Source organism: Thermotoga petrophila RKU-1 (assembly GCF_000016785.1).
In the GTDB taxonomy this organism is placed as follows: Bacteria; Thermotogota; Thermotogae; order Thermotogales; family Thermotogaceae; genus Thermotoga; species Thermotoga petrophila.
The window spans coordinates 393523-417450 of record NC_009486.1; the positions used below are offsets into that span (position 1 = coordinate 393523).

General features: G+C 46.9%; 26 protein-coding genes and 1 other RNA gene. 18 read left to right on the forward strand and 9 right to left on the reverse strand.

Going from position 1 to position 23928, the window contains the following annotated elements; genetic code table 11:
* Positions 1 to 62 precede the first annotated feature (62 nt).
* Both TPET_RS02045 and TPET_RS02050 read left to right on the forward strand, forming a co-directional pair.
* Entirely contained in the window at positions 63 to 1796 is a 1734-nt protein-coding gene (locus TPET_RS02045) for a proline--tRNA ligase (protein ID WP_011943057.1), read from the forward strand.
* Entirely contained in the window at positions 1793 to 3298 is a 1506-nt protein-coding gene (locus TPET_RS02050) for a YifB family Mg chelatase-like AAA ATPase (RefSeq protein WP_011943058.1), read from the forward strand. Before TPET_RS02045 ends, TPET_RS02050 begins: the two co-directional genes overlap by 4 nt.
* Here the strand turns inward: TPET_RS02050 and fliJ are convergent.
* Positions 3295 to 3729 (reverse strand): flagellar export protein FliJ, encoded by a 435-nt coding sequence (gene fliJ / locus TPET_RS02055; RefSeq protein WP_011943059.1) that lies wholly within the window; start codon positions 3727 to 3729, stop codon positions 3295 to 3297. The genes TPET_RS02050 and fliJ overlap by 4 nt on opposite strands.
* Before the next feature lie 109 nt (positions 3730 to 3838).
* Here fliJ and tmung point away from each other — a divergent pair, with 109 nt between their 5' ends.
* Genes tmung through TPET_RS02075 form a run of 4 tightly spaced genes read left to right on the forward strand, consistent with a single transcriptional unit; the run spans position 3839 to position 7637 of the window.
* Positions 3839 to 4420, forward strand: coding sequence for a type-4 uracil-DNA glycosylase (gene tmung, locus TPET_RS02060; RefSeq protein ID WP_011943060.1), 582 nt, complete (start codon positions 3839 to 3841; stop codon positions 4418 to 4420).
* Position 4421: 1 nt separating this feature from the next.
* Complete coding sequence (locus TPET_RS02065; RefSeq protein ID WP_011943061.1) at positions 4422 to 4940, forward strand: metal-dependent transcriptional regulator; 519 nt, start codon at positions 4422 to 4424, stop codon at positions 4938 to 4940.
* Positions 4937 to 5866, forward strand: coding sequence for an SDR family oxidoreductase (locus TPET_RS02070; RefSeq protein WP_011943062.1), 930 nt, complete (start codon positions 4937 to 4939; stop codon positions 5864 to 5866). Before TPET_RS02065 ends, TPET_RS02070 begins: the two co-directional genes overlap by 4 nt.
* Entirely contained in the window at positions 5838 to 7637 is a 1800-nt protein-coding gene (locus tag TPET_RS02075) for an AAA family ATPase (protein WP_011943063.1), read from the forward strand. The genes TPET_RS02070 and TPET_RS02075 overlap by 29 nt, the downstream gene beginning before the upstream one ends.
* A gap of 188 nt (positions 7638 to 7825) precedes the next feature.
* Here the strand turns inward: TPET_RS02075 and groL are convergent, their stop codons facing one another.
* The 3 genes from groL to ssrA form a co-directional block, all read right to left on the reverse strand.
* On the reverse strand, positions 7826 to 9442 hold the full coding sequence (gene groL, locus TPET_RS02080) for a chaperonin GroEL (protein WP_008192177.1): 1617 nt from the start codon (positions 9440 to 9442) through the stop codon (positions 7826 to 7828).
* A 14-nt stretch (positions 9443 to 9456) separates the two neighbouring features.
* Positions 9457 to 9732 carry a co-chaperone GroES gene (gene groES / locus TPET_RS02085; protein ID WP_008192171.1) on the reverse strand — a complete coding sequence of 92 codons (276 nt, stop codon included), beginning with the start codon at positions 9730 to 9732 and terminating at the stop codon, positions 9457 to 9459.
* Between the two features lie 197 nt (positions 9733 to 9929).
* Positions 9930 to 10286: a transfer-messenger RNA gene (ssrA, locus tag TPET_RS09270) on the reverse strand.
* Between the two features lie 136 nt (positions 10287 to 10422).
* On the opposite strand from ssrA, the gene TPET_RS02090 reads away from it, so the two are divergent.
* The 9 genes from TPET_RS02090 to TPET_RS02130 are packed head-to-tail and all read left to right on the forward strand — an operon-like array spanning position 10423 to position 18752.
* Positions 10423 to 11460, forward strand: coding sequence for an ABC transporter permease (locus TPET_RS02090; RefSeq protein ID WP_011943065.1), 1038 nt, complete (start codon positions 10423 to 10425; stop codon positions 11458 to 11460).
* A 13-nt stretch (positions 11461 to 11473) separates the two neighbouring features.
* A complete protein-coding gene (locus TPET_RS02095) occupies positions 11474 to 12415 on the forward strand; it encodes an ABC transporter permease (RefSeq protein ID WP_004081440.1) in 942 nt (313 codons plus the stop codon).
* Between the two features lie 12 nt (positions 12416 to 12427).
* Entirely contained in the window at positions 12428 to 13432 is a 1005-nt protein-coding gene (locus TPET_RS02100) for an ABC transporter ATP-binding protein (RefSeq protein WP_008192165.1), read from the forward strand.
* Between the two features lie 3 nt (positions 13433 to 13435).
* Entirely contained in the window at positions 13436 to 14590 is a 1155-nt protein-coding gene (locus TPET_RS02105) for an ABC transporter ATP-binding protein (RefSeq protein WP_011943066.1), read from the forward strand.
* Complete coding sequence (locus TPET_RS02110; protein ID WP_008192162.1) at positions 14587 to 15075, forward strand: hypothetical protein; 489 nt, start codon at positions 14587 to 14589, stop codon at positions 15073 to 15075. Before TPET_RS02105 ends, TPET_RS02110 begins: the two co-directional genes overlap by 4 nt.
* Positions 15076 to 15087: 12 nt before the next feature.
* Positions 15088 to 16080: an ABC transporter ATP-binding protein gene (locus tag TPET_RS02115; protein WP_008192160.1), complete on the forward strand. Its 993-nt coding sequence runs from the start codon at positions 15088 to 15090 to the stop codon at positions 16078 to 16080.
* The gene (locus tag TPET_RS02120) at positions 16064 to 16918 is read left to right on the forward strand and encodes a VIT1/CCC1 transporter family protein (RefSeq protein WP_011943067.1); all 855 of its coding nucleotides are present in this window, start codon (positions 16064 to 16066) and stop codon (positions 16916 to 16918) included. Before TPET_RS02115 ends, TPET_RS02120 begins: the two co-directional genes overlap by 17 nt.
* Positions 16919 to 16930: 12 nt before the next feature.
* Positions 16931 to 17491, forward strand: a complete 561-nt coding sequence (locus TPET_RS02125) for a 3'-5' exonuclease (RefSeq protein WP_011943068.1) — start codon at positions 16931 to 16933, stop codon at positions 17489 to 17491.
* 4 nt (positions 17492 to 17495) lie between these two features.
* Entirely contained in the window at positions 17496 to 18752 is a 1257-nt protein-coding gene (locus tag TPET_RS02130; RefSeq protein ID WP_011943069.1) for a PhoH family protein, read from the forward strand.
* On the opposite strand, the gene scpB is transcribed toward TPET_RS02130, so the two are convergent.
* The 3 genes from scpB to trpS are packed head-to-tail and all read right to left on the reverse strand — an operon-like array spanning position 18717 to position 20883.
* Complete coding sequence (scpB, locus tag TPET_RS02135; protein WP_011943070.1) at positions 18717 to 19220, reverse strand: SMC-Scp complex subunit ScpB; 504 nt, start codon at positions 19218 to 19220, stop codon at positions 18717 to 18719. The two genes, TPET_RS02130 and scpB, sit on opposite strands and share 36 nt — an antisense overlap.
* Positions 19198 to 19887 carry a segregation and condensation protein A gene (locus TPET_RS02140; RefSeq protein ID WP_011943071.1) on the reverse strand — a complete coding sequence of 230 codons (690 nt, stop codon included), beginning with the start codon at positions 19885 to 19887 and terminating at the stop codon, positions 19198 to 19200. Before TPET_RS02140 ends, scpB begins: the two co-directional genes overlap by 23 nt.
* A gap of 9 nt (positions 19888 to 19896) precedes the next feature.
* Complete coding sequence (gene trpS, locus TPET_RS02145) at positions 19897 to 20883, reverse strand: tryptophan--tRNA ligase (RefSeq protein ID WP_011943072.1); 987 nt, start codon at positions 20881 to 20883, stop codon at positions 19897 to 19899.
* Positions 20884 to 20949: 66 nt separating this feature from the next.
* On the opposite strand from trpS, the gene TPET_RS02150 reads away from it, so the two are divergent.
* Genes TPET_RS02150 through TPET_RS02160 form a run of 3 tightly spaced genes read left to right on the forward strand, consistent with a single transcriptional unit; the run spans position 20950 to position 22782 of the window.
* On the forward strand, positions 20950 to 21555 hold the full coding sequence (locus TPET_RS02150) for a DUF4897 domain-containing protein (RefSeq protein WP_004081475.1): 606 nt from the start codon (positions 20950 to 20952) through the stop codon (positions 21553 to 21555).
* On the forward strand, positions 21527 to 22261 hold the full coding sequence (locus TPET_RS02155) for an NAD-dependent protein deacylase (RefSeq protein ID WP_011943073.1): 735 nt from the start codon (positions 21527 to 21529) through the stop codon (positions 22259 to 22261). The genes TPET_RS02150 and TPET_RS02155 overlap by 29 nt, the downstream gene beginning before the upstream one ends.
* Positions 22258 to 22782, forward strand: coding sequence for a DUF6115 domain-containing protein (locus tag TPET_RS02160; RefSeq protein WP_011943074.1), 525 nt, complete (start codon positions 22258 to 22260; stop codon positions 22780 to 22782). The genes TPET_RS02155 and TPET_RS02160 overlap by 4 nt, the downstream gene beginning before the upstream one ends.
* Here the strand turns inward: TPET_RS02160 and prmC are convergent.
* Both prmC and TPET_RS02170 read right to left on the reverse strand, forming a co-directional pair.
* Entirely contained in the window at positions 22763 to 23611 is an 849-nt protein-coding gene (prmC, locus tag TPET_RS02165) for a peptide chain release factor N(5)-glutamine methyltransferase (protein WP_011943075.1), read from the reverse strand. The genes TPET_RS02160 and prmC overlap by 20 nt on opposite strands.
* Entirely contained in the window at positions 23560 to 23868 is a 309-nt protein-coding gene (locus tag TPET_RS02170) for a metal-sulfur cluster assembly factor (protein ID WP_011943076.1), read from the reverse strand. Before TPET_RS02170 ends, prmC begins: the two co-directional genes overlap by 52 nt.
* Positions 23869 to 23928 lie beyond the last annotated feature (60 nt).

Genomic DNA, 23928 nt, shown 5'->3' on the forward strand with positions numbered 1-23928 from the left:
TCCTTTTCCTATCTATGATACAATAGTTTCAAAAGAACTCGAAATCGAGGAGGAGATCGGCCTTGCGGATGAAAGACCTCTACGCTCCTACTCTCAAAGAAACCCCTTCCGATGTTGAGACAGTGAGCCACGAGTATCTTCTTCGAGGGGGTTTCATCAGAAAAGTAGCCGCCGGTATATACACCTACCTCCCATTAGGAAGAAGAGTACTTCTCAAAATAGAGAACATAGTCCGAGAAGAGATGAACAGGATAGGGGCACAGGAAATTCTGATGCCCATCCTTCAACCTGCGGAACTCTGGAAACAGTCAGGAAGGTGGGACGATTACGGTCCCGAAATGATGAAACTCAAAGACAGGCACGAAAGAGACTTCACACTCGGTCCCACGCACGAGGAGATCGTCACGGACCTTGTGAAGAACGAGCTCCGTTCGTACAAACAGCTTCCTCTCACTCTGTATCAGATAGCGAACAAGTACAGAGACGAAATCAGACCACGTTTCGGTCTTCTCAGGGCGAGAGAGTTCATCATGAAGGATGCTTACAGCTTTCACGCGAGTTGGGAATCTCTGGACGAGACGTACGAAGAGTTCAAAAAAGCGTACTCCCGAATTATGGAAAGGCTCGGCGTGAGGTACATGATCATAGAGGCAGAAACGGGTGCCATCGGAGGGAACGCTTCCCACGAGTTCGTCGTCCCCGCGAAGATAGGAGAGACGAACGTGCTTTTCTGTGAAAAGTGCGGTTATCAGGCAAGCGATGAAAAAGCCGAATACAGGGGTGAATACACTCAGGAACAGGAAAAAGAAAAAACTCTCGAGAAGGTCCCTACACCCGGGGTGAAGACGATCGAGGAAGTCTCAAAGTTTCTCGGTGTTTCCCCGTCGAAGATCGTGAAATCCCTTCTCTACAAAGGAAGAGAAGGATACGTCATGGTACTCATAAGAGGAGACCTGGAGCTCAATGAAGCGAAACTCAAAGCACATTTGAAAGATCAGTCGCTGAGAATGGCAACTCCAGAAGAAATTCTGAAGGACTTCGGTGTTCCTGTCGGATTCATTGGACCCATCGGTGTGGATGTGAAGAAAGTGGCCGATCACAGCGTCAGGGGGCTGAAAAACTTCGTCGTTGGGGGTATGGAAGAGGACACGCACTACGTAAACGCAAACCATCCCAGAGATTTCAAGGTGGACGAGTGGTACGATCTGAGAACGATGGTGGAGGGCGATCCCTGTCCCGTCTGTGGTGAGCCTCTCAAGGCAACAAAAGGCATAGAACTTGGTCACATATTCAAACTCGGTACAAAATACTCCGAAGCCATGAAGGCCTACTTTATGGATGAAAACGGTGAGATGAAGCCTTTCATCATGGGCTGTTATGGCTGGGGAGTTTCCAGAACGATGGCGGCTGTTGTGGAGCATTTCCACGATGAGAACGGTATGATCTGGCCCCTTTCGATCGCCCCTTACACCGTTGTGGTGGACATTCTGAACATGAACGACGCTGAACAGAAGCAGGTGGGAGAAAAGATTTACCAGGTTCTCTCAGAAAAAGGAGAAGAGGTTGTTCTGGATGACAGAGAAGTCTCGCCTGGTTTCAAATTCAAAGACGCCGATCTCATAGGCTTTCCCATAAGAATAAACGTGGGAAGATCCCTCAAGGAAGGTGTTGTTGAACTGAAGAAACGCTATTCGAAAGAACTCGTCAAGGTGAACATCAAAAACGGTTTCGGCACGCTTCTGGAAACACTGGAAAAGATGAAGCGGGAGTACGATCCCAAGGAGGCTGCCAGGTGAACTACAGCAAACTCTCCTCCGCCACGATACAGGGAATAGAAGCAATGAAAATAGATGTGGAAGTGGATTTCGACAACAGGAGCGTTTTCAACGATATAGACGTGGTCGGTCTCGGTGACACCGCTGTGAAAGAGAGCAGAAAAAGGGTGAAAAGTGCTATTCTGAACAGCGGATTTTCTCTTCCACACGGTAAATACGTGGTGAACCTCGCTCCTGGAGACGTGAGAAAAGAAGGTTCCATGCTCGACCTGCCAATCGCACTGTGCATACTCGCTTCAACAGGAATAGTTCAGGTGAGCGAAAACATCCTCGCTATAGGAGAACTCTCGCTGAATGGAGAAGTGAAGAGGGTGAACGGGGTTCTTCCCGTTCTTCTTTCACTTTCAGAAAAGTTCAGTGGCACGGTGCTCATCCCAAAAGAAAACGAAGAGGAAGCAAAGTGTGTGAAAGGACTGGATATATACGCAGTGGAATCTCTCAGAGAATGCGTTGAGTTTTTGAGGGGAGATAGAGCGCTGAAACAGATCGAGTATTCGGGTATAGGAAACACGAACGTTGAATACGAGATTGATTTTTCCGACGTTAGAGACCACGAGATGGTGAAAAGAGCGGTGGAGATAGCCGTCGCAGGTTTTCACAACATCCTCATGATAGGAAATCCCGGTTCCGGAAAGACCATGATAGCGAAGAGAATTCCCACGATCTTTCCTCCCATGTCCGAAGAGGAAATCCTCGAGACGAGTAAGGTGTACAGCGCATCTGGTTATCCCGGGATCGTGAAACTCCGTCCCTTCAGATCTCCCCATCACACAGCGTCGACCGTCTCCATCATCGGTGGCGGTACCAACCCAAGACCCGGTGAGATTTCTCTTGCACACAACGGTGTTCTGTTCCTCGATGAACTGCCGGAGTTCAAAAGGGATGTGTTGGAAGCCTTGAGACAGCCTCTTGAGGAAGGTATCGTCACGGTTGCCAGAGCGAAGTTCACCGTCACATATCCCGCTCGCTTCATGCTGGTCGGTGCCATGAATCCCTGTCCCTGTGGGCATCTTGGAGATCCGAAACAACCTTGCGTCTGTTCTCCCAGAGACATCATGAGGTACAGAAAGAAAATCTCAGGTCCTCTTCTGGACAGGATGGATCTGGTGATCAACGTTCCGAAGCTCTCCTTCGAGGAAATGATGAAAAAACCCGAAGGAGAGAAAAGCTCTTCAATCAGAGAGCGGGTGATTAAGGCGAGGGAGATACAGAAAAGACGTTTCAGGGATACTCATATTTCCTGCAATTCACAGATGTCTCACAGAATGCTGAGGAGGTTTGTCCAGCTGGACGAGAAGAGTGAGGACCTCTTGAAAAGATACGTGGAGAAATATGGACTGTCAGGTAGGAAGATCGACAAAGTTCTGAAACTTTCACGAACGATAGCGGATCTGGAAGGTTCAAGCGGTGTAGAAATGAGACACCTCGCGGAAGCACTCCAGTACAGGTTTAGGGAGAGTTAACTTTCCCACCAGAACTTCCTCTCCGCTATTTCATCCATGGTCTTCCTTTCTTTGAGGTTTTCCTCACGAAAGTACTCTCGCATCTTTCTTTCTTTTAATTTTTCAAGAATCTTTCTCTCCTTCATTTTTTCAAAAAGTTTACTTCTCGTTTTTTCCTGTTCCTTCATCAGTTCAGAAAGTTCACTTTGCTTTTTTTTGATCTCTTCTTCAAAAAACACCATCTGCATCTCCATATTCAGGAGATCTTCCTTTCTGAGAACCTTTTTGTGAAGAAAATTACTTTCTATTCGCTTCTTTTCAGCGGAAAGTTGTTGTATAATTCTCTGGGTATTTTCCACTTTTTCATTGATTTTTGAGAGATCGTTTTTCAAAGTTTCTTCTTCCTTTCTTCGAACATCGTATATTCTCTGAAGTCTAAATCTAAAAGGCACGAATCATCACCCCAATAAGATTTTTGGAAAAATTTATAGTGGATGATAAAATTAAGTAAGGTTCTGATAATTTCCAGAAATATTTTACCAGAATCCGGGGGAGAAAGGCTTGTATACAAGGGAAGAACTCATGGAGATAGTGTCAGAGAGAGTGAAAAAGTGTACGGCTTGCCCACTTCATCTGAATAGGACAAACGTTGTCGTAGGAGAAGGAAATCTGGATACGAGGATCGTTTTTGTGGGAGAAGGACCGGGAGAGGAAGAAGACAAGACGGGAAGACCTTTCGTCGGAAGAGCGGGAATGCTTCTGACGGAGCTACTCAGAGAATCAGGTATCAGAAGAGAAGATGTTTACATATGCAACGTTGTGAAATGCAGGCCTCCCAACAACAGAACACCCACTCCTGAAGAACAGGCGGCATGTGGACATTTTTTACTCGCTCAGATCGAAATCATCAACCCAGATGTGATAGTTGCTCTCGGAGCCACGGCATTGTCTTTCCTCATGGATGGGAAAAAGGTATCCATAACCAAAATCAGAGGAAATCCCATCGACTGGCTCGCAGGAAAAAAGGTCATTCCAACATTCCATCCGAGTTATCTTCTGAGAAATAGAAGTAATGAACTCAGAAAGATCGTTCTTGAGGATATTGAGAAAGCAAAAAGTTTCATAAAGAAGGAGGGTCGATAGCATGCCAAGAGGAAGAAAGAAAACCCTGACACCTGCGCTCGAAGATTACCTTGCGGTGATTCAGGAGATACTTCAGAAACAACCCGCGGCGAGGGTGAGCACCATCGCGAGAAAGATGGGTGTGAGCCTTCCAAGTGTGACAAACGCCATGAAGAGGCTGGCGGAACTTGGATACGTCGAATACGAGAAGTACGGATACATAACCCTTACCGAGAAGGGAAAAAGAAGAGCAAGATCGTTGAGAGGTTCTCAGAACAGACTCAGAAACTTTTTCTTCTACGTGATGGGAATACCTTCGCCCACCGCGGAAAAACTCGCGCGTCATTTCTCACACTTCCTGGATACAAAAACGAGAGAAAGATTCAAGAGATTTTACGACATAATGGTGAATTTCGATGAGAGCAAGGTGCAGGAACTGAAGGAATTCCTCGAAGAGAGCAGAAGACTTGTGAACGTTCAGGAAATCCCTGAAGAAGCCAGAATTATGGAAGAAGATGAAGAAGAGGAGGCTCAACCATGAACGTTCTGGTAACAGGCGGAGCGGGCTTCATAGGATCCCACGTGGTGGACAAACTGATAGAAAACGGATACGGCGTCATTGTGGTGGACAATCTATCCTCTGGAAAGGTCGAAAACCTCAACAGAAACGCGCTGTTTTATGAACAGAGTATAGAGGACGAAGAAATGATGGAGCGGATCTTCTCTCTGCACAGACCCGAGTATGTCTTTCACCTCGCCGCTCAGGCTAGTGTCGCCATCTCCGTTAGGGAACCTGTCAGAGACGCGGAAACGAACATCATTGGATCTCTTGTGCTTCTTGAAAAATCCATCAAGCACGGTGTTAAAAAATTCATTTTTTCATCCACCGGTGGGGCTATATACGGAGAGAATGTGAAGGTCTTTCCAACACCAGAGACGGAGACACCTCATCCGATATCACCTTACGGTATTGCGAAGTACAGCATCGAGATGTACCTGGAATTCTTCGCAAGAGAGTACGGGCTGAAGTACACAGTCCTCAGATACGCCAACGTTTACGGGCCAAGACAGGATCCGTACGGTGAAGCGGGCGTGGTGGCCATCTTCACTGAAAGGATGCTCAGGGGAGAGGAAGTTCACATATTCGGTGATGGAGAGTACGTCAGAGACTACGTTTACGTTGATGACGTAGTCAGAGCGAATCTTCTCGCCATGGAGAAAGGCGACAACGAAGTCTTCAACATAGGAACGGGAAGGGGCACGACCGTGAACCAGCTCTTCAAACTGCTGAAAGAGATCACTGGCTACGATAAAGAGCCCGTCTATAAACCACCGCGTAAGGGCGACGTGAGAAAGAGCATTCTCGATTACACGAAGGCGAAAGAGAAGCTCGGCTGGGAACCAAAAATTCCTCTTGAGGAGGGATTGAAGCTCACCGTTGAGTATTTCAGAAAAACCCTTGAATGAACTGCTCAGGCCGAAAGATTTCGAGGATTTCGTCGGTCAGGATCATATATTCGGCGATAAAGGGATTCTCCGGCGAACTTTAAAAACAGGCAACATGTTCTCCTCCATCCTTTATGGACCACCGGGGTCTGGTAAGACCTCGGTTTTTTCACTGCTGAAAAGGTATTTCAACGGCGAGGTAGTTTATCTGAGCTCCACCGTTCACGGGGTTTCTGAAATAAAGAACGTTCTCAAAAGAGGAGAACAGCTGAGAAAATACGGAAAAAAACTGCTTCTTTTTCTCGATGAAATACACCGCCTGAACAAAAACCAGCAGATGGTCTTGGTTTCCCATGTTGAACGAGGAGACATCGTACTGGTTGCGACAACAACTGAAAACCCAAGTTTTGCCATCGTACCCGCCCTTCTCTCGAGATGCAGGATTCTTTATTTCAAAAAACTCTCTGACGAGGATCTGATGAAGATCTTGAAGAAAGCGACAAGGGTTCTCAAACTCGATCTGGAAGAGACAGCAGAAAAGGCCATAGTAAAGCACTCCGAAGGAGACGCCAGGAAACTCTTGAACACCCTGGAGATCGTCCACCAGGCGTTCAAAAACAAGAGGGCAACTCTTGAAGATCTGGAAACTCTGCTGGGAAATGTGAGCGGGTACACGAAGGAATCACACTACGATTTCGCTTCAGCCTTTATAAAGAGTATGAGGGGTAGCGATCCAAACGCCGCCGTTTACTACCTCGTCAAGATGATAGAGATGGGAGAAGACCCGCGATTCATAGCACGAAGAATGATCATATTCGCCAGCGAAGACGTTGGACTCGCCGACCCAAACGCTCTACATATCGCCGTTTCGACCTCCATCGCTGTCGAACACGTGGGACTTCCCGAATGCTTGATGAACCTTGTAGAGTGTGCCATCTACCTTTCCCTCGCTCCCAAGAGCAATTCTGTTTATCTTGCAATGAAAAAGGCCCAGGAACTTCTTGTGGAGGACGTACCGCTTTTTTTGAGAAATCCCGTCACCGAAGAAATGAAAAAGCGTGGATACGGGGAAGGGTATCTTTATCCTCATGATTTCGGCGGCTTTGTGAAAACGAACTATCTTCCAGAAAAGTTGAAAGGTGAGGTCATCTTCCAGCCAAAAAGAGTAGGTTTTGAGGAAGAACTCTTTGAAAGGCTCAAACGTCTTTGGCCCGAGAAGTACGGGGGTGAAAGTATGGCCGAAGTGAGAAAAGAACTGGAATACAAAGGGAAAAAGATCAGAATCGTAAAGGGAGACATCACAAGAGAAGAAGCGGACGCCATAGTGAACGCGGCGAACGAATATCTGAAACACGGAGGAGGAGTAGCGGGAGCGATCGTGAGAGCGGGTGGAAGCGTTATTCAGGAGGAAAGCGACAGGATCGTTCAGGAGCGTGGAAGAATTCCGACAGGCGAAGCGGTGGTAACCGGCGCTGGAAAGCTGAAGGCAAAATACGTGATTCACGCTGTGGGACCCGTTTGGAGAGGAGGCAGTCATGGAGAGGACGAACTCCTCTACAAAGCAGTTTACAACGCACTCCTTCGAGCTCACGAACTGAAATTGAAAAGCATCTCAATGCCTGCCATCAGCACAGGAATCTTCGGATTTCCGAAAGAAAGAGCGGTGGGAATCTTTTCAAAGGCAATAAAAGATTTCATCGATCAACATCCGGATACCGCTCTGGAAGAAATCCGCATATGCAATATAGACGAGGAAACAACGAAAATTTTCGAAGAAAAGTTCAGCGTTTGATGAAACCAAAAGAAGGGGCAAACGCCCCTTCTTTTTTTAAGACCTCTGAGGAAGTATTGAATCAACTCAAACGAGTTCTTGGATCTATTCCGCAACAGATTTCCATACCTGAAAGGAACTATTGATATTTTCATCATACCACAGAAAGTAAAAAAAGTAAAGGGGGCCTTTGGCCCCCTTGTTATCATTTAGAATTCTTCAGGAATACTCGGTGTTTCTTTTTTCTCCTCGGGTTTTTCAACGATGAGCACTTCCGTTGTCAGGAGCATTCCAGCGATGGACGCGGCGTTCTGCAGGGCGCTCCTTGTAACCTTTGCTGGGTCAATGATTCCTCTTTCAAACATGTTGCAGTATTCTCCCCTGAGTGCGTCGAATCCATAGGCTGGATCGTCATTCGAGAGTATCTTCTCTATGATCACCGCTCCGTCGTATCCTGCGTTTTCAGCAATCTGCTTAATGGGGGCTGAGAGTGCCTTGTAAACGATCTGTGCTCCTATCTTCTCGTCGCCTTCGAGCTCTTCTATGACCTTTTCAACGGCCTTTCTTGCTCTCAGGAGTGTTACTCCTCCACCGGGAACGATACCTTCTTCAACGGCTGCTCTTGTAGCGCTCAGTGCGTCTTCAATTCTGTGTTTCTTTTCCTTGAGCTCTGTTTCGGTGGCCGCTCCAACCTTTATGACGGCTACTCCTCCTGCGAGTTTTGCCATCCTTTCCTGGAGAGTTTCTTTTTCGTACTCAGATGTGGTTTCCTCTATCTGGGCTTTGATTTGAGCGATTCTCTTCTTGATAGCCTCTGGATCACCTTTTCCTCCAATTATGATGGTTTCATCTTTCTTGACCCTCACAAGATCGGCTCTTCCGAGATCTTCAAGGGTGAGATCTTCGAGATTGATTCCGAGCTCTTCACTTGCCACCTGACCTCCGGTGAGAATTGCTATGTCCTGAAGCATGGCTTTTCTTCTTTCACCGAATCCAGGAGCCTTCACGGCACAGGACTGGAGAGTACCCTTGAGTTTGTTGAGAACAAGTGTTGTCAGAACTTCTCCTTCAACGTCTTCCGCTATAACGAGAAGTGGTCTTCCGGTCTGAGCGACCTTTTCAAGGATCGGAATGAGAGGTTTCACAGCGCTGAGTTTCCTGTCAGTGATGAGTATGAAGGGTTCCTTCAGAACGACCTCCATCTTCTCGGCATCCGTGACGAAGTATGGTGAGATGTAACCTCTGTCAAACTGCATACCTTCGGTGAATTCAACGTAGGTTTCGAGTGTTTTGGAATCTTCCACAGTGATGACCCCGTCTTCTCCTACCTTGTCCATAGCTTCTGCGATGAGCTCTCCTATTTCGGCGCTGTTCGCAGATATAGCGGCAACGTGGGCAATGTCCTCCCTACCGGAAAGTTTCTTGGAGACCTTCTTGATCTCTTCAACGGCTTTCTCAACGGCTTTGTCTATACCCCTCTTGAGGAGAATTGGATTGGCGCCCGCTGCAACGTTCTTGAGACCTTCTTTGATCATAGCCTGTGCGAGAACCGTAGCAGTTGTTGTACCATCACCGGCAACGTCGTTTGTTTTGGAAGCAACTTCTTTCACGAGCTGAGCCCCGAGGTTTTCGAATTTGTCCTCGAGCTCAATCTCCTTGGCTATGGAAACACCGTCGTTGGTTATTGTTGGAGAACCCCACGATTTTTCGATAACAACGTTCCTTCCCTTCGGTCCGAGAGTCACCTTTACCGCGTTAGCAACCTTGTCCACACCTCTTTCGAGTGCCCTTCTCGCTTCTTCATTGAACTTCAGAATCTTCGGCATATCTCACACCTCCTTCACTCTTCGATTTTCGCGAGTATGTCATTCACATCGATGATGATGTAATCCTCATCATCAATCTTTATTTCTGTACCCGCATATTTGGAGTAAATAACCTTGTCTCCAACTTTGATGTCAAATTTTTCCTCGTCATCGATCTTTCCCACGGCTACGACCTCTGCCTTCATCGGTTTCTCCTTTGCGGAATCTGGAAGAACGATTCCTCCCTCAGTCTTCTTTTCCTCTTTGATGGGCTTGATGAGAAGCCTTTCACCGAGAGGTATCACTTTCATCATCCATCCCTCCTTCGTAGATTTTTAGCACTCTCATCGTTCGACTGCTAATATAAATATACTACTTTTTACGAGCCTCTTCAAGGGATATTGATTAAGAAAAACGAACACAAACTCAACATTATCGTTAATAATGGGTAAACAATGAGTCAAAGAGGTTGAAGAAAAGTAAAAAGGCGCTTGAAGCGCCCTTTTTCTGGTGGAGGCGGGGGGATTCGAACCCCCGTCCGAAGATGGAGGCCCCTGGGCTTCTCCGAGCGCAGCCCGTGTTTTCGATTTCAGGGGGGACCCCCCACGGGCAGGGTGTCCTCTCCCACAGCCTTCCTGAAATTTCCCGATTCAGGCCGGAAGGCGAAGCCCGAATCGGTAGGCTGGATCTCTCACGCCCTCTTCCGAAGCCCAGCCAACTTCGGAGAGGACGGCCGCTTATCTATTAAGCGGCAACAGCAACAGGTTCGTTGGCACTTATTCTTTGTCCCACCTTTTTTACGAGGAGGTGGGGACCTCGGCTCGCTTCCCAGGGGACTCCATCCCCGTCGAACCCGTTCGCCCCCTGGTTTATCAATCCATCTTTATTATACCACCTTTATTATACCACTGTTCAGACTCTTCCAAATGTCGGAAGGTTCAGGGTATGTTGTATAATCATATGAAGATACATACCCAATTTACGACCAGGAGGTGTACCAGGTGACCGCATACATCATACGAAGACTTCTGCTCTTGCCCCTGATTCTCTTAGGAGTAACTTTCATCGTCTTCTCGATGATCCAGTCCCTCGGGCCGGATAAATTGCTCGCAGCGTACGTCAACCCGAATATGCTGGACAAATTAACGACTGAGCAAATGGATGCCCTGAAGGAAAAGTACGGTTTGAACGACTTTTTCGTTGTGAGATACGTCAAATGGCTCTCAAACACTCTGAGAGGTGATCTCGGGTGGTCCCTTGTTGGGAAAGAACCGGTGAAAGATGCTCTTTTGAGAAGACTCCCATACACCGTTGAACTTGCGCTTTACGCCATCTTCCCTGTTGTATTTGTTGGAATATGGCTCGGTGTGAAGGCTGCGGTTCACAGAGGAAAATTCCTCGATCATTTCATAAGAATCTTCGCCGTGGTTGGCTGGTCTTTTCCTGATTTCGTCTTTGGATTGCTCGTTCTGATGATCTTCTACAGCATACTGAACTGGCTTCCTCCTGGGAATCTGAGTATGTGGGCTGAAGAAGTGATCAAATCTCCGGAGTTTCATCGCTACACAAAGCTCGTTACAATAGACGCACTTTTGAACGGCAGACTGGACATCTTCTGGGATGGGCTAAAGCACCTCATAGGTCCCATCATAACTCTTTCGTGGCTCTGGTGGGCGTATCTTCTGAGAATCACCAGGTCGAGCATGCTGGAAGTCCTGAACAAAGAATACGTGAGAACCGCCAGGGCAAAGGGTCTTCCCGAAGATGTGGTTATAAACAAACACGCCAGAAGAAACGCCTTGATTCCTGTTACCACGGTTGCCGGTGGTATGGTCATCGGTCTCTTCTCCGGTACCGTGATCGTGGAAACGGTCTTCAACAGAACGGGTGTGGGAAGTTTCACCGCGCAGGCAGCTCTGCAGCTCGATTACGCTTCGGTGATGGCTTCTGCGTTGTTTTTCTCAACAATTCTTGTTGTTGGAAATCTCATAATAGATATTCTGTACGCCCTTATAGACCCCAGAATAAGACTTGGATGAGAGGTGAAACGACGTGAACCAGGAATTCAAAAGAATAATGAAGAGATTTTTTAGAGATCCATCCGCCATCATAGGGTTCTCTCTGGTGCTCTTCTTTGTGGTGATAGCCATTCTCGCGCCTGTTATAGCTCCTCCCATTCACCCGCTCACCAGAGCCAAGCTACCCGATCCTTACTTGATGCCCGTGGTGAGCTGGAATCAGAGCCCACAACCCCCTACCACGAAAGAGGATGCCCTGGCGAAGAATCCCAACAGAGAACCTATACGCTGTGTTGATTATCATCCATTCGGTGTCATTGGTGGCCGTGATATTCTATACGGAATCGTCTGGGGCACAAGAACGGCTTTCAAGATAGGTCTCATAGTCACACTCGCAAGACTCCTGATAGGAGTGTTCATAGGTTCAATCTCAGGTTACTTTGGAGGATGGATAGATGAGGTTCTCATGAGGATCACCGATATCTTTCTCTCTATTCCTTTCCTCATAGCGGCTGTTGTGCTGACAACCGTTCTCGGGACAGGTCTCGACAAGGTTATGATAGCGATGATCGTGTTTGGATGGATGGGAGCGGCAAGGCTCATCAGAGGAAACATTCTTCAGGTGAGGGAAGAACAATTCGTTCTGGCAGCGAAAGCAATAGGTGTGCCCGATTTTCTCATCATACTGAAACACGTTCTTCCGAATACCATTTTCCCCGTCCTGATATGGGCTTCCATGAACATGGGATCTCTCGTGATAACGGCCGCTGTGCTCAGTTTCTTGGGACTCGGTGCCCCCCAGGGATACGCCGACTGGGGATCCATCCTCAGTTACTCGAGAGACTGGATGATGGAGATAGGAAAGCACTGGTACGCCCTCGTTTATCCCGGTACCGCTATGGTTCTCTTCGTTCTGGGATGGAATCTGCTGGGCGATGCGCTCAGAGACGCTTTCGATCCAAGGCTAAAATTCTAAGGAGGGATCGAATTGACAGAGCCTCTGCTTAGGGTGGAAAATCTGAAAACCTATTTCTATACAGAAGACGGTGTGGTGAAGGCGGTCGATGGTGTTTCTTTTGAGGTCAGAGAGGGAGAAACCCTGGGCATCGTTGGGGAATCCGGAAGTGGAAAAAGTGTGACATCGCTCTCAATAATGAGACTCCTGGATCAGAACGGAAAGATAGTTGATGGAAAGATCATCTTCAAAGGAAGGAATCTTCTCGAACTTTCAGAGAGCGAAATGAGGAAGATCAGAGGAAAAGAGATCGCCATGATATTTCAAGAACCCATGGTGGCTTTGAACCCTGTTTTCACGATAGGGGATCAGATAATGGAGGCAATAATTCTTCACCAGAACGTCTCTGAAAAAGAAGCGAGAAAAATGGCTATAGATCTTCTCAGAAAAGTGGGAATTCCCGAACCTGAAAAGAGAGTGGATGAGTACCCCCACCAGCTCTCCGGTGGGATGAGACAGAGGGCTATGATAGCCATGGCACTCTCCTGCAGACCGAGTCTTCTCATAGCGGACGAACCCACCACCGCTCTCGACGTGACCATACAGGCTCAGATCCTGGAGCTCATGAAGGAACTCCAGAAAGAATACGGAATGGCAATCATTCTGATCACCCACGATATGGGCGTCGTTGCGGAAATGTCCGATAAAGTTGCTGTCATGTACGCGGGAAAGGTGGTCGAGTACGGAGACGTGAAAACCATCTTCACCGAACCCAAGCACCCCTACACCTATGCTCTTCTCGAATCCATTCCCAGAATAGACGTAGAACAGGAGAGACTGAAGAGCATTCCGGGAAACGTACCCGACCCGCTCAACTTCCCTCCGGGATGTAAATTCCATCCCAGATGTGAATTCTTCGAAAAAGGAAAATGCGACGTTGAAGAACCTGAACTGGAAGACCTGGATGGCAATCACAAGGTGAGGTGTTTCTTCTGGCAAAAACTCGATGAAATGAGACATGCAAAAAGCGAGGTGTGAAACGTGAGCAGGGAAATCCTTAGAGTTGAAAATCTGGTGAAACATTTTCCCATAAGGGCTGGTGTTTTTAAGAGAATTGTTGGATGGGTGAAGGCCGTCGATGGTGTCAGCTTCAGCATAAACGAGGGAGAAACCTTCGGCCTCGTTGGAGAGTCGGGTTGTGGAAAAACCACGATTGGAATGACCCTGCTCAGACTGTACGAGCCAACATCGGGACGCATCATCGTGGACAACGAAAACACGACCTACTACTTCATGCCGCGTTCCAAGGCAAAAAAATACATAAAGCGCACCTATCTGAGCAGGTTCGTCAACATGAAGGAGTCAGATGTGGAAAAACTGGAAGGTGTCGACAGAGAGTACGCCCGTATTTTCTTTGAGGAGGCAAAGGGTTCTCCAAAGAAGTTCATGTCCATTCTTCTCGATGATCTACCGGAGAAAAGGAAAAAATTTCGAAGAGAGATGCAGATAGTGTTCCAGGATCCATACAGTTCCCTGAACCCGAGGTTGAGAGTGAAGAGCATAGTGGGTGAAGGCATCGTCACACACAGGATCGCAAGGGGGGAAGAAGTAGAGAAACGAATCAAAGAAATCTTGGAGGATGTGGGTATTCCTTCGGCTTACGTGTACAGGTTTCCACATGAATTCTCCGGTGGTCAGCGCCAGAGAATCGGAATCGCACGTGCCCTGGCTTTGGAACCCAAACTCGTCGTGGCGGACGAGGCCGTCGCTGCTCTGGACGTCTCGATAAGAAGTCAGATCATAAACCTCATGGAAGATCTTCAGAGGGAACACAAACTCACGTACATTTTCATTTCGCACGATCTGGCTGTTGTAAAGCACATAAGCGATAGAATAGGTGTGATGTATCTTGGAAAGATGGTGGAACTTGCTCCTAAAAAAGACTTGTTCGAAAAACCGCTCCACCCTTACACTGTAGCTCTCATGTCTGCGATACCGGTACCTGATCCAACAAAGAAGAGGGAAAGAATCATTCTCAAAGGAGATGTTCCGAGCCCTATAAATCCGCCGTCTGGCTGTAGATTCCACACAAGATGTCCCATAGCGAAAGAGATTTGCTCCAAGGAAGAACCGGCTTTTCGAGAGGTTGAAGAGGGACACTTCGTCGCCTGTCACTTCCCGGGTGAGCTGAGGTGAGAAGGTACTGGCTGGTAATTTTGTTGATCGCCATCGTCATTCTGTTTTTTAGAGTGAAGTGGGAAGTGAAGAGAATACACGTTGAAGATCCAGAGATCAAAAAAATGGTTGAGGAAATTCTTCGGGAAAAACGTTACAGATACAAGTTCACCGACACCAGAGAGAGAGCTCTGATAATAGAAAAGGACAGAGCTATCGTACCGCCAAACGAAGTAGTTCTCCACCTGGACTGGCCGGAGAAAGTGAAAGAGAAGGTGAAAGAACTGGTTGAACCGTTCTTTCAAAAGATAGAGCTTTCCGCCACAGAATCACAGATGGCTACAGCAGAGGTGTTTTTGGAAGCTGTGATCGAAAGTTTCTTTGAAGGAAATCAGTCTCTGTTTGAGAATTCTTACTACTGCGGGGAGATCTACGTGTTTTCAAACGGAAAATGTGTGGCGGAGTACGATCCGTCAACTGGAGAACTCGTTTTTCTCGATAAATAGGAGGTGAACGGTTTGGCAACGCTTCTGGAAGTGAAAAACCTCAGCACGTGGTTTTACATGGAAGAAGGTGTAGTCAAAGCCGTGAACGATGTGAACTTCTCGCTGAATTCCAACGAAGTTCTCGGAATTGTCGGTGAGACTGGTTCCGGCAAGAGTGTGACAGTGAAATCCATAATGCGCCTCATAAAGCCTCCCGGAAAAATAGTGAGCGGTGAGATCATATACAAAGGTCAGGATATACTGAAGATACCCGAAAAAGAAATGCACAGGATTCGAGGAAAAGAGATCGCAATGATCTTTCAGGATCCGATGATGTCTCTTAATCCGCTTTACACGATAGGAGACCAGCTCATGGAAACGATCAGGTATCATCTTGGCTACGACAAGAGAAGAGCCTATCTGAGAGCGGTGGAAATGCTGGAACTCGTTGGAATACCGGAACCCGAAAAAAGAATGAACAACTATCCATTCGAATTCTCAGGTGGAATGAGGCAGAGGGTGGTTATAGCCATCGCCCTGTCCTGCAATCCCAGTGTGCTCATAGCGGATGAGCCCACCACCGCCCTCGATGTGACCATACAGGCACAGATCCTGGAACTCATGAAAGAACTTCAAAAAGAGTTCAAAACGGGACTCATCTTCATAACACACGATCTTGGTGTGATCGCTTCCATGGCAGACAGGATTATGGTGATGTACGGAGGAAGACAGGTCGAGATAGGAACATCCGATCAGATCTTCTACTCACCCAGACACCCTTACACGAAGATGCTCCTGAGAAGCGTGCCGAGAGTGGATAAAAGACTTGAAAAGCTCGAGTCCATACCGGGGCAACCCCCAAGGATGGTCGACATACCACCGGTGTGTCCCTTCTTGCCTCGCTGTCCAAGAAGAGTGGAGAGGTGCTTGAAAGAATTACCAGAGCTTTCCGAGATAGAAGAAAACCACTACGTCAGATGTTTCAATCCGGTTGAGGAGGAAGTGAGTCTTGAAAGAAATTCTTGATTTTCAGAAAAACGAGATCACTGAATACCACGTGTATCGAAAGCTATCGAAGAGAACGAACAAGAAAAACGCTGAGATCCTTCTTGCGATAGCGGAAGATGAGAAAAGCCACTACGAAAAACTGAAAAACATCACCGGGAAGGATGTTAAGCCTTCCTATATCAGGATGTTCTGGTACTCACTGCTTTCCGTTCTTTTTGGTTTGACTTTCACTCTCAAACTCATGGAAAACAACGAGAAAAAAGCGGAAAGAGCCTATGAAAGACTGGAGAAAGAGTATCCAGAAGTAGTCCATATTCTCAAAGACGAAGAAAAGCATGAAGAAGAGCTTCTGAACATGCTCGACGAAGAGCGTCTCAATTACGTGAGTTCTATGGTTCTCGGGTTGAACGATGCTCTCGTGGAACTGACGGGGGCACTCGCTGGTCTCACGTTCGCCTTTCAAAACACCAAGATAGTCGGATTGTCCGGCTTGATAACCGGTATCGCTGCAGCCTTCTCCATGGCAGCTTCCGAGTATCTTTCGCAGAGAGCGGAAGAAGGATCAGGTGAATCCAAACCCTTAAAAGCCGCCATCTACACAGGCATCGCTTACATCGTAACGGTCGCCGTGCTGGTGGCTCCATACCTCATACTCAAAAACCCATTCTTATCACTTGTCCTTACTTTGACGGGAGCCGTTCTCATAGTTCTTCTTTTCACCTTTTTTGTCTCGGTGGTTAAAGAGAAGGATTTCGCGAAATACTTTCTTGAGATGTTCCTTTTGAGTTTCGGTGTGGCAGGATTTTCTTTCCTCGTCGGTATACTCGCGAGGAAGATCTTTGGAATCGAAATCTGAGGAGTGCTCGCCATGATATGGAACGACACCGTTTTTTGCGTCGTAGACACAGAAACCACGGGAACCGATCCCTTTGCCGGAGACCGGATAGTTGAAATAGCCGCTGTTCCTGTCTTCAAGGGGAAGATCTACAGGAACAAAGCGTTTCACTCTCTCGTGAATCCCAGAATAAGAATCCCTGCGCTGGTTCAGAAAGTTCACGGTATCAGCAACATGGACATTGAGGAAGCACCTGATATGGATGCGGTTTACAATCTCTTCAGAGACTACGTGAAAGGGACGGTGCTCGTGTTTCACAACGCCAACTTCGACCTCACTTTTCTGGATATGATGGCAAAAGAAACGGGAAATTTTCCAATAACGAATCCCTACATTGACACACTCGATCTTTCAGAAGAGATCTTTGGAAGACCCCATTCTCTCAAATGGCTCTGCGAAAGACTTGGGATAAAAACCACGATACGGCACCGTGCACTTCCAGATGCCCTGGTGACCGCAAGAGTTTTTGTGAAGCTTGTTGAATTTCTTGGTGAAAACAGAGTCAACGAATTCATCCGTGGAAAACGGGGGTAATAAAATGGTTAAGAACTACGTTCTCGACACGAACGTCTTGATTCACGATCCAGATTCCATCTTCTCCTTCGAAGACAACAACGTGATCATTCCTCTTCCCGTTCTTGAAGAGCTCGACAAGCTGAAAAGAGAACACGGAAGTGTGGGAAAGAACGCCCGAGAGGTGATTCGACACCTCGATGAACTCAGAAAGAAAGGAAATCTCAGAAAAGGAATCCCGCTGGAGAACGGCGGAATTCTCCGCGTCATGGTTTTGGAAAGAGAAGTGGAGAACGTTCCAAGATTCCTTCACGAACGCTACGTGGACAACATCATTCTCGCGTACGTGATAGAGCTCATGAACAGAGAAAAGATCCCCACCATTCTCGTCAGCAAGGATATAAATCTTCGGGTGAAAGCGGACGCTCTTGGTATTCCCGCCCAGGACTATCTGACCGATCGATCCGAGCTGGAGACGATGCCTAAGGGGTATGTCGAAATCGACGACGAAGAACTCAAAAAACAGTTAAAAGTGAAAGGAGTTGTGGAAAAGAAACTCGACCTTCTCGACAATTTCTACATAGATCTGGGTGGAGTGTACGGGAAATATCGCAAAGGAAAAGTTCTGAGAGTGGAACCTTTCGAGACTATGGGCATTTCTCCGCGGAACAGAGAACAGATCTTTTCCATGGATGCCCTTCTGGATGACGAAATACCTCTGGTCTTCCTTGTTGGAATCGCAGGAACCGGAAAGACGCTTCTCGCTCTCGCTTGCGGTCTCTACAAAGTCCTCGTTGAAAAACGCTACAAAAAACTGATAGTGACTCGTCCTACGGTTCCCATGGGACGCGATATCGGGTATCTCCCCGGAGAACTTGAAAAGAAAATGAAACCGTGGCTCCAACCGATAATGGACAATCTTGAACTCATATCTTCTCTTTCCGGTTTGAAAATCAAGGAACTCGAGAAACAGGAAATACTGGAAGTGGAAGCGATATCTTTCATCAGGGGAAGATCCATACCAAAGCAGTTCATCATCATAGACGAAGCACAGAACCTCACTCCACACGAGGTAAAAACGATCCTCACACGTGTGGGAGAAGACACCAAGATAGTTCTCGTTGGAGATCCGTACCAGATCGACACCCCGTATCTGGACAAAGACACGAACGGACTGGTTTACGCAGCCTTGAAACTTCTGGAATCGGATCTTTCCGCGGTGATAAAGCTGGAGAAGGGAGAAAGGTCAAGACTCGCCACCATCGCTGCTGAGCTTCTGTGAGACCTCTTTCAATATTTCATCCAGCATGGTGCTTTCAACAAACGAAGGGGAAAGCTGATACAGATAGCTTTTCCCCTTTCTTTTCTTTCTGACAATTCCCATTCTCTGAAGCGAGGAGAGAACAGCGGATGAGTCTTTCCCCCTGAACGCGTCTATTTCGCTCTTTGGAATCGGTCCTGAGAGGAGAAGCAGTGCCACCACTTCCATCTGCGCATCGGTGAGATTTTTGTACTTCCTTCCGGACAGCTTAGAAACGAAATCAGCGTACTCAGGTTTGGTGAAAAAACGATACCTTCCATTCACCTCTCTCAGAACAACTCCGTGTGCTTCGTCTTCGTATTCCTTTTTCAATTCTTCGAGAACTCTTTTTATCTCTTCAGGATCTTTTTCGAGTATTTTGATAAGCCTTTCCAGAGTGATACCATTTGAAGCAAATATGAGTGCCTCAATAGCGGCCTTGAGCTGCATTTGTGTACCTCCTGATCCTGCTTTCTCCCACGAGAATCAATTTCCCTATCTTCACAAGCTCGAGGATAGCAAGAAGTCTGACTATCAGTTCGTAGACATTCTCCGCTCTGGAAAGCAATCGCAGGATCTCGATCTCACCATCTATTTCATCAAGTATTCTCTCCATCATCTCTTCAACAGAAAGAGTTTCGCTCCTCACCTTGTGTACAGCTTCACGTAGTGATTCTTCTTTCCATATCCTCTCGAGCGTTTTCCTGAACCTTTCCAGGCCTTCTATTCTTTCAAAGAAGACACTTCTCACCCTGATTTGTTTTCTCTTCAGAAGATTCGTTTCATTTCTGATTCTCTGGATAATTTCCTTCACCTTGGAGTATTCCTCAATTCTTCTGTAGAGTTCTTCTTTCTTTCTGTCTACCTCTTCTTTTTCTTCTTCTCTCACTCTCGGAATGAGCATTTTCGACTTGAGCTCCATCAGAGTGGAGGCCATTTCCAGAAAATCGGAGGTGACCTTCATATCCAACTTTTTCATCTGCTCGAGGTATTCTACGAACTCGTCTGCGAGCTGTGCGATGGGTATTTCTCTGATATCTACCTTTTTCTTTCTCACAAGATAGAGCAGAAGATCGAGAGGTCCCTCGAAAACGGGAAGTTTGAAGACAAGTTCCATTCTTTCACCTCAGAACATCAAGTTCATGGCCTTTCTCACTTCCTCCATCGTTTTAGAGGCTACTTCTCTGGCCTTCTTCGTCCCTTCCATTATAACGTCTTCTACGTAATGTGGATCTTCGTCTATATTTTTGAAATTTTCCCAGATCGGTGCCAATTTTCGTTTCATATTCTTCAACAGCAACTTCTTACAATCAACACAACCGATGCTGGCCGTTGTACAGCCTTCCCATACCCATTTGCTCTCTTCTTCACTGATATCGAACGCCTGGTGGTATTTCCATACGGGGCAGTTCTCCGGATTTCCAGGGTCGCTCCTTCTCACTCTTGCCGGGTCGGTCATCATTCTCAGTATAGTCTGTTCCAGTTCTTTTTCCGTGATTTCAAGGTTTATTATGTTCCCATAGCTTTTGCTCATCTTTCGGCCGTCCGTTCCTGGAAGCTTTGGAACTCGAGACAGAATTGCTTCTGGTTCTGGAAAGACTTCATCGTAGAGATAGTTAAAACGCCTGGCGATCTCCCTCGTGAGTTCTATGTGGTAAACCTGATCTTCACCGACTGGTACTCCTTCAGCTTTGTAGATCAAAATATCGGCTGCCTGAAGAACGGGATAGATGAGAAAACCAGCCGTGGAAAGATCTTTGTAGTTCAGCTCACTTTTTATCTCTTTGTAAGTGGGAACCCTCTCGAGACGTGAAACAGAAACGATCATGCTGAAAAGCAGTGCAAGCTCAGCGTGCTCTTTGACACCAGACTGAACAAAAATCACGGACTTTTCAGGATCTATTCCACAGGCGAGAAATCCCCTCACCAGGTCGCGGGTGTATTCTTTGAGCTTCGAAACATCGTCGTAGTGGGTGGTCAAAGCGTGCCAATCCGCGACAAAGTAGAAACATTCGTTTCCTTCTTCCTGAAGCTTCACCCAGTTTTCCAGAGCTCCCACGAGATGACCTATATGGAGTTTTCCGGTAGGTCTCATGCCGCTCAGTATTCTCAACTTTTATCCCTCCATGTTCTGTGATAATATTAATTGAGAATATCAAGAATGAGGAGAGTGAAAAGGTTGAGCTCAAGAACCATCTACATCTTGCTGATCATCATGGTTGTTTTCATGCTCGTCGAATTTCTCTTTTTCTTTCTGGGAGGAAGAGCTCCCTTTGAAATAGTATACTACAGGAGCACCATGGAATACGATTATTCCGGGAACGCCACGTTCACCACCAGTGCGAAGCTTTATTTTAAAGATGAGAAGAAAAAAGAAGAGTACAAGATCAATTATGCTTCTGCATCTAAGGAGGAGTTGAATAAATACTTTTCTCAGATCAGCAAAGAAGTTGGAAGAGAAATAGTTCCACTGGATTACAACGTGAGAGTTGAAGACACAGGAGGTATGCTCGAAGTCACAGAAACAACGCTCCTGAGGGGAGCTGCACAGGTGAAGGGTGATGTCTTGGACACCAGCATGGGAAGTCTCACAATGAACGTAGCGGGTGAAACGGAGATCGTCGTGAAATTACCTGAAGACGCAGCTGTGATATCGGTCACACCAACCCCATCTGAACGTGAGAACAACACTCTGATCTGGCGTCCAGATTCATCCATGGTGTTTCCAAAAGTTATCTTTAAAAGGGTGAATGAAAATGAAGGAATTCCTGGATCTTCTCAATGAATCCAGATTGACCGTCACTCTCACGGGAGCCGGTATCAGTACCCCAAGCGGCATACCAGATTTCAGAGGACCGAATGGGATATACAAAAAGTATTCCCAGAATGTCTTCGACATTGATTTCTTCTACTCTCACCCTGAGGAATTCTACCAATTCGCCAAGGAAGGTATTTTCCCTATGTTAGAAGCAAAACCGAACCTTGCACACGTGCTGCTCGCAAAACTGGAAGAAAAGGGCCTGATAGAGGCTGTGATCACACAGAACATAGACAGACTTCACCAGAGAGCGGGCAGTAAAAAAGTGATAGAGCTACACGGAAACGTTGAGGAGTATTACTGTGTGAGGTGTGAGAAAAAATACACCGTCGAAGATGTTATAGAGAAACTCGAATCATTGGATGTTCCACGCTGTGATGACTGCAACGGTTTGATCAGGCCGAACATCGTGTTCTTTGGGGAAAATCTGCCGCAAGACGCCCTCAGGGAAGCGATCGAACTTTCATCCAAGGCCAGTTTGATGATCGTCCTGGGATCTTCGCTCGTTGTGTATCCCGCTGCCGAGCTTCCCCTCATAACTGTCAGGAGCGGTGGAAAGCTCGTTATCGTGAATTTGGGAGAAACTCCTTTCGATGATATCGCAACTTTGAAGTACAACATGGACGTTGTCGAGTTCGCCAGAAGAGTGATGGAAGAAGGAGGTATCTCATGAATCTCGTAGACTATCTGGTGGTGCTTTCCACGGTGGGAACGGTGGTCTTTTCGTGGACGTATCTTCTCCTTGGGAGGAACGGTAACTCAAAAGAGCCGAATCAGGAGGATGTAGAAGAGAGGATCATGGAACTCATGGGAAAGTTCCGCTACCTGTCGGCCAACAGACTCGAACTCCTCGAAAAGAAAACCCAGGAACTGAGAAAACTCATATCCGAAGCCAACACCGTGATGTCAAGGCTGATGGTCAAGATGTCCGAAATAGAAAGAGAAAGGATCTTCTCCTCTGAAGATGAAGGGGAAAAATCTGAAAAGATGGAAAAACCAATTATCCCTGTTATTCAAGAGCAGGATGAAACGAAAGCGGAAGAAAAAGAAGAGGAACTGGAAACCGCTTTAGAAAGAAGAATCGTCTCGATGTACGACAGGGGATTTTCAGAAGTGGATATCGCCAAAAAACTGGGTATCACGGTTGGAGAAGTCAGACTGATACTCCAACTGTTCAAGAGGAACGCCGGTTGAGAAAGAGAAAACGGTACTTTCCGGCGGAATCCTTCAGGAAAACAGCGTCGGAAACGATCTTTTTCAACTCCTCCACCTGGTCTTCTCCTATCTCCATCAGCACAATCTTTCCACTCGTGTTGTACCTGCCGAAAAATTCTCTGTAAAAGTCGAGGCCGTCCTCTCCTCCAAAAAGCGCCTCTGCAGGTTCGAAAAGAACATCTTTTGGCAGATGAGCACTTGATTTCACGTATGGAGGATTCGAAAGGATCATCTCGATCGATGCGAACTTTTCTTTGAACGGTTCAAGAAGCTCACCTTTTCTCACAAAGAATCTGTCGGAAACACCGTGCCTCTCCGCGTTTTTTCTGGCGACTTCAACAGCTTTGGAAGAAACGTCCGTCGCGAAAACAACCACATCGGAGAATTTCGCTACACTCACTCCAATGGCACCGCTTCCTGTTCCTATGTCTGCGACTGCTTTTATTCCGTACTTTCTTATCAGCTCGAGGGCGAGTTCGACCAGTTCCTCCGTCTCCGGTCTTGGAACGAACACACCTTCTTCCACGAGTAAAGAAAGACCCATGAACTCTTTCTCACCGAGAATGTAGTGCAGGGGATATCCACTTGCTCTTTTCTCCACGAGTTTCAGAATCCTTTTTTCCTCAGTTGGAGAAACTACCAAGTCTTTCAAAAAGAGATCTTCCTTGCGGATCCCAAGTACCCGGGAAACGATGAGTAACACCTCAAGAACAGGAGTTTCGGTCACTCCCTCGAGTTTTCCAGAGCAGTCTTTTATCAAACTCCAAATTTTTCTCTCAGCTCCGGAGACATTCTTTCTGGTGTCCATGGTGGGTCGAATGTGAGCTCCACCTCCACGTTGTTGACTCCCTCGATCCTCTTTATCGCCTCTTCAGCGTCGGAAAGAATCATTCCGGCAAGAGGACACATGGGTGTGGTCATTGTCATGAGGACTTTCACGTTGTTCTGATCGTCTATCTGGATGTCGTACACCAGACCCAGACTCACCACATCCAGACCGAGTTCAAAATCGATCACGTTTTTCAGGGCGTTCAGAACATCTTCTTTAGTCACCTTTTTCGACATCGGCATCCCTCCCGGTTCTATTATACTATGTTATAATTCAAATTAGAAGAGCCGAATTGA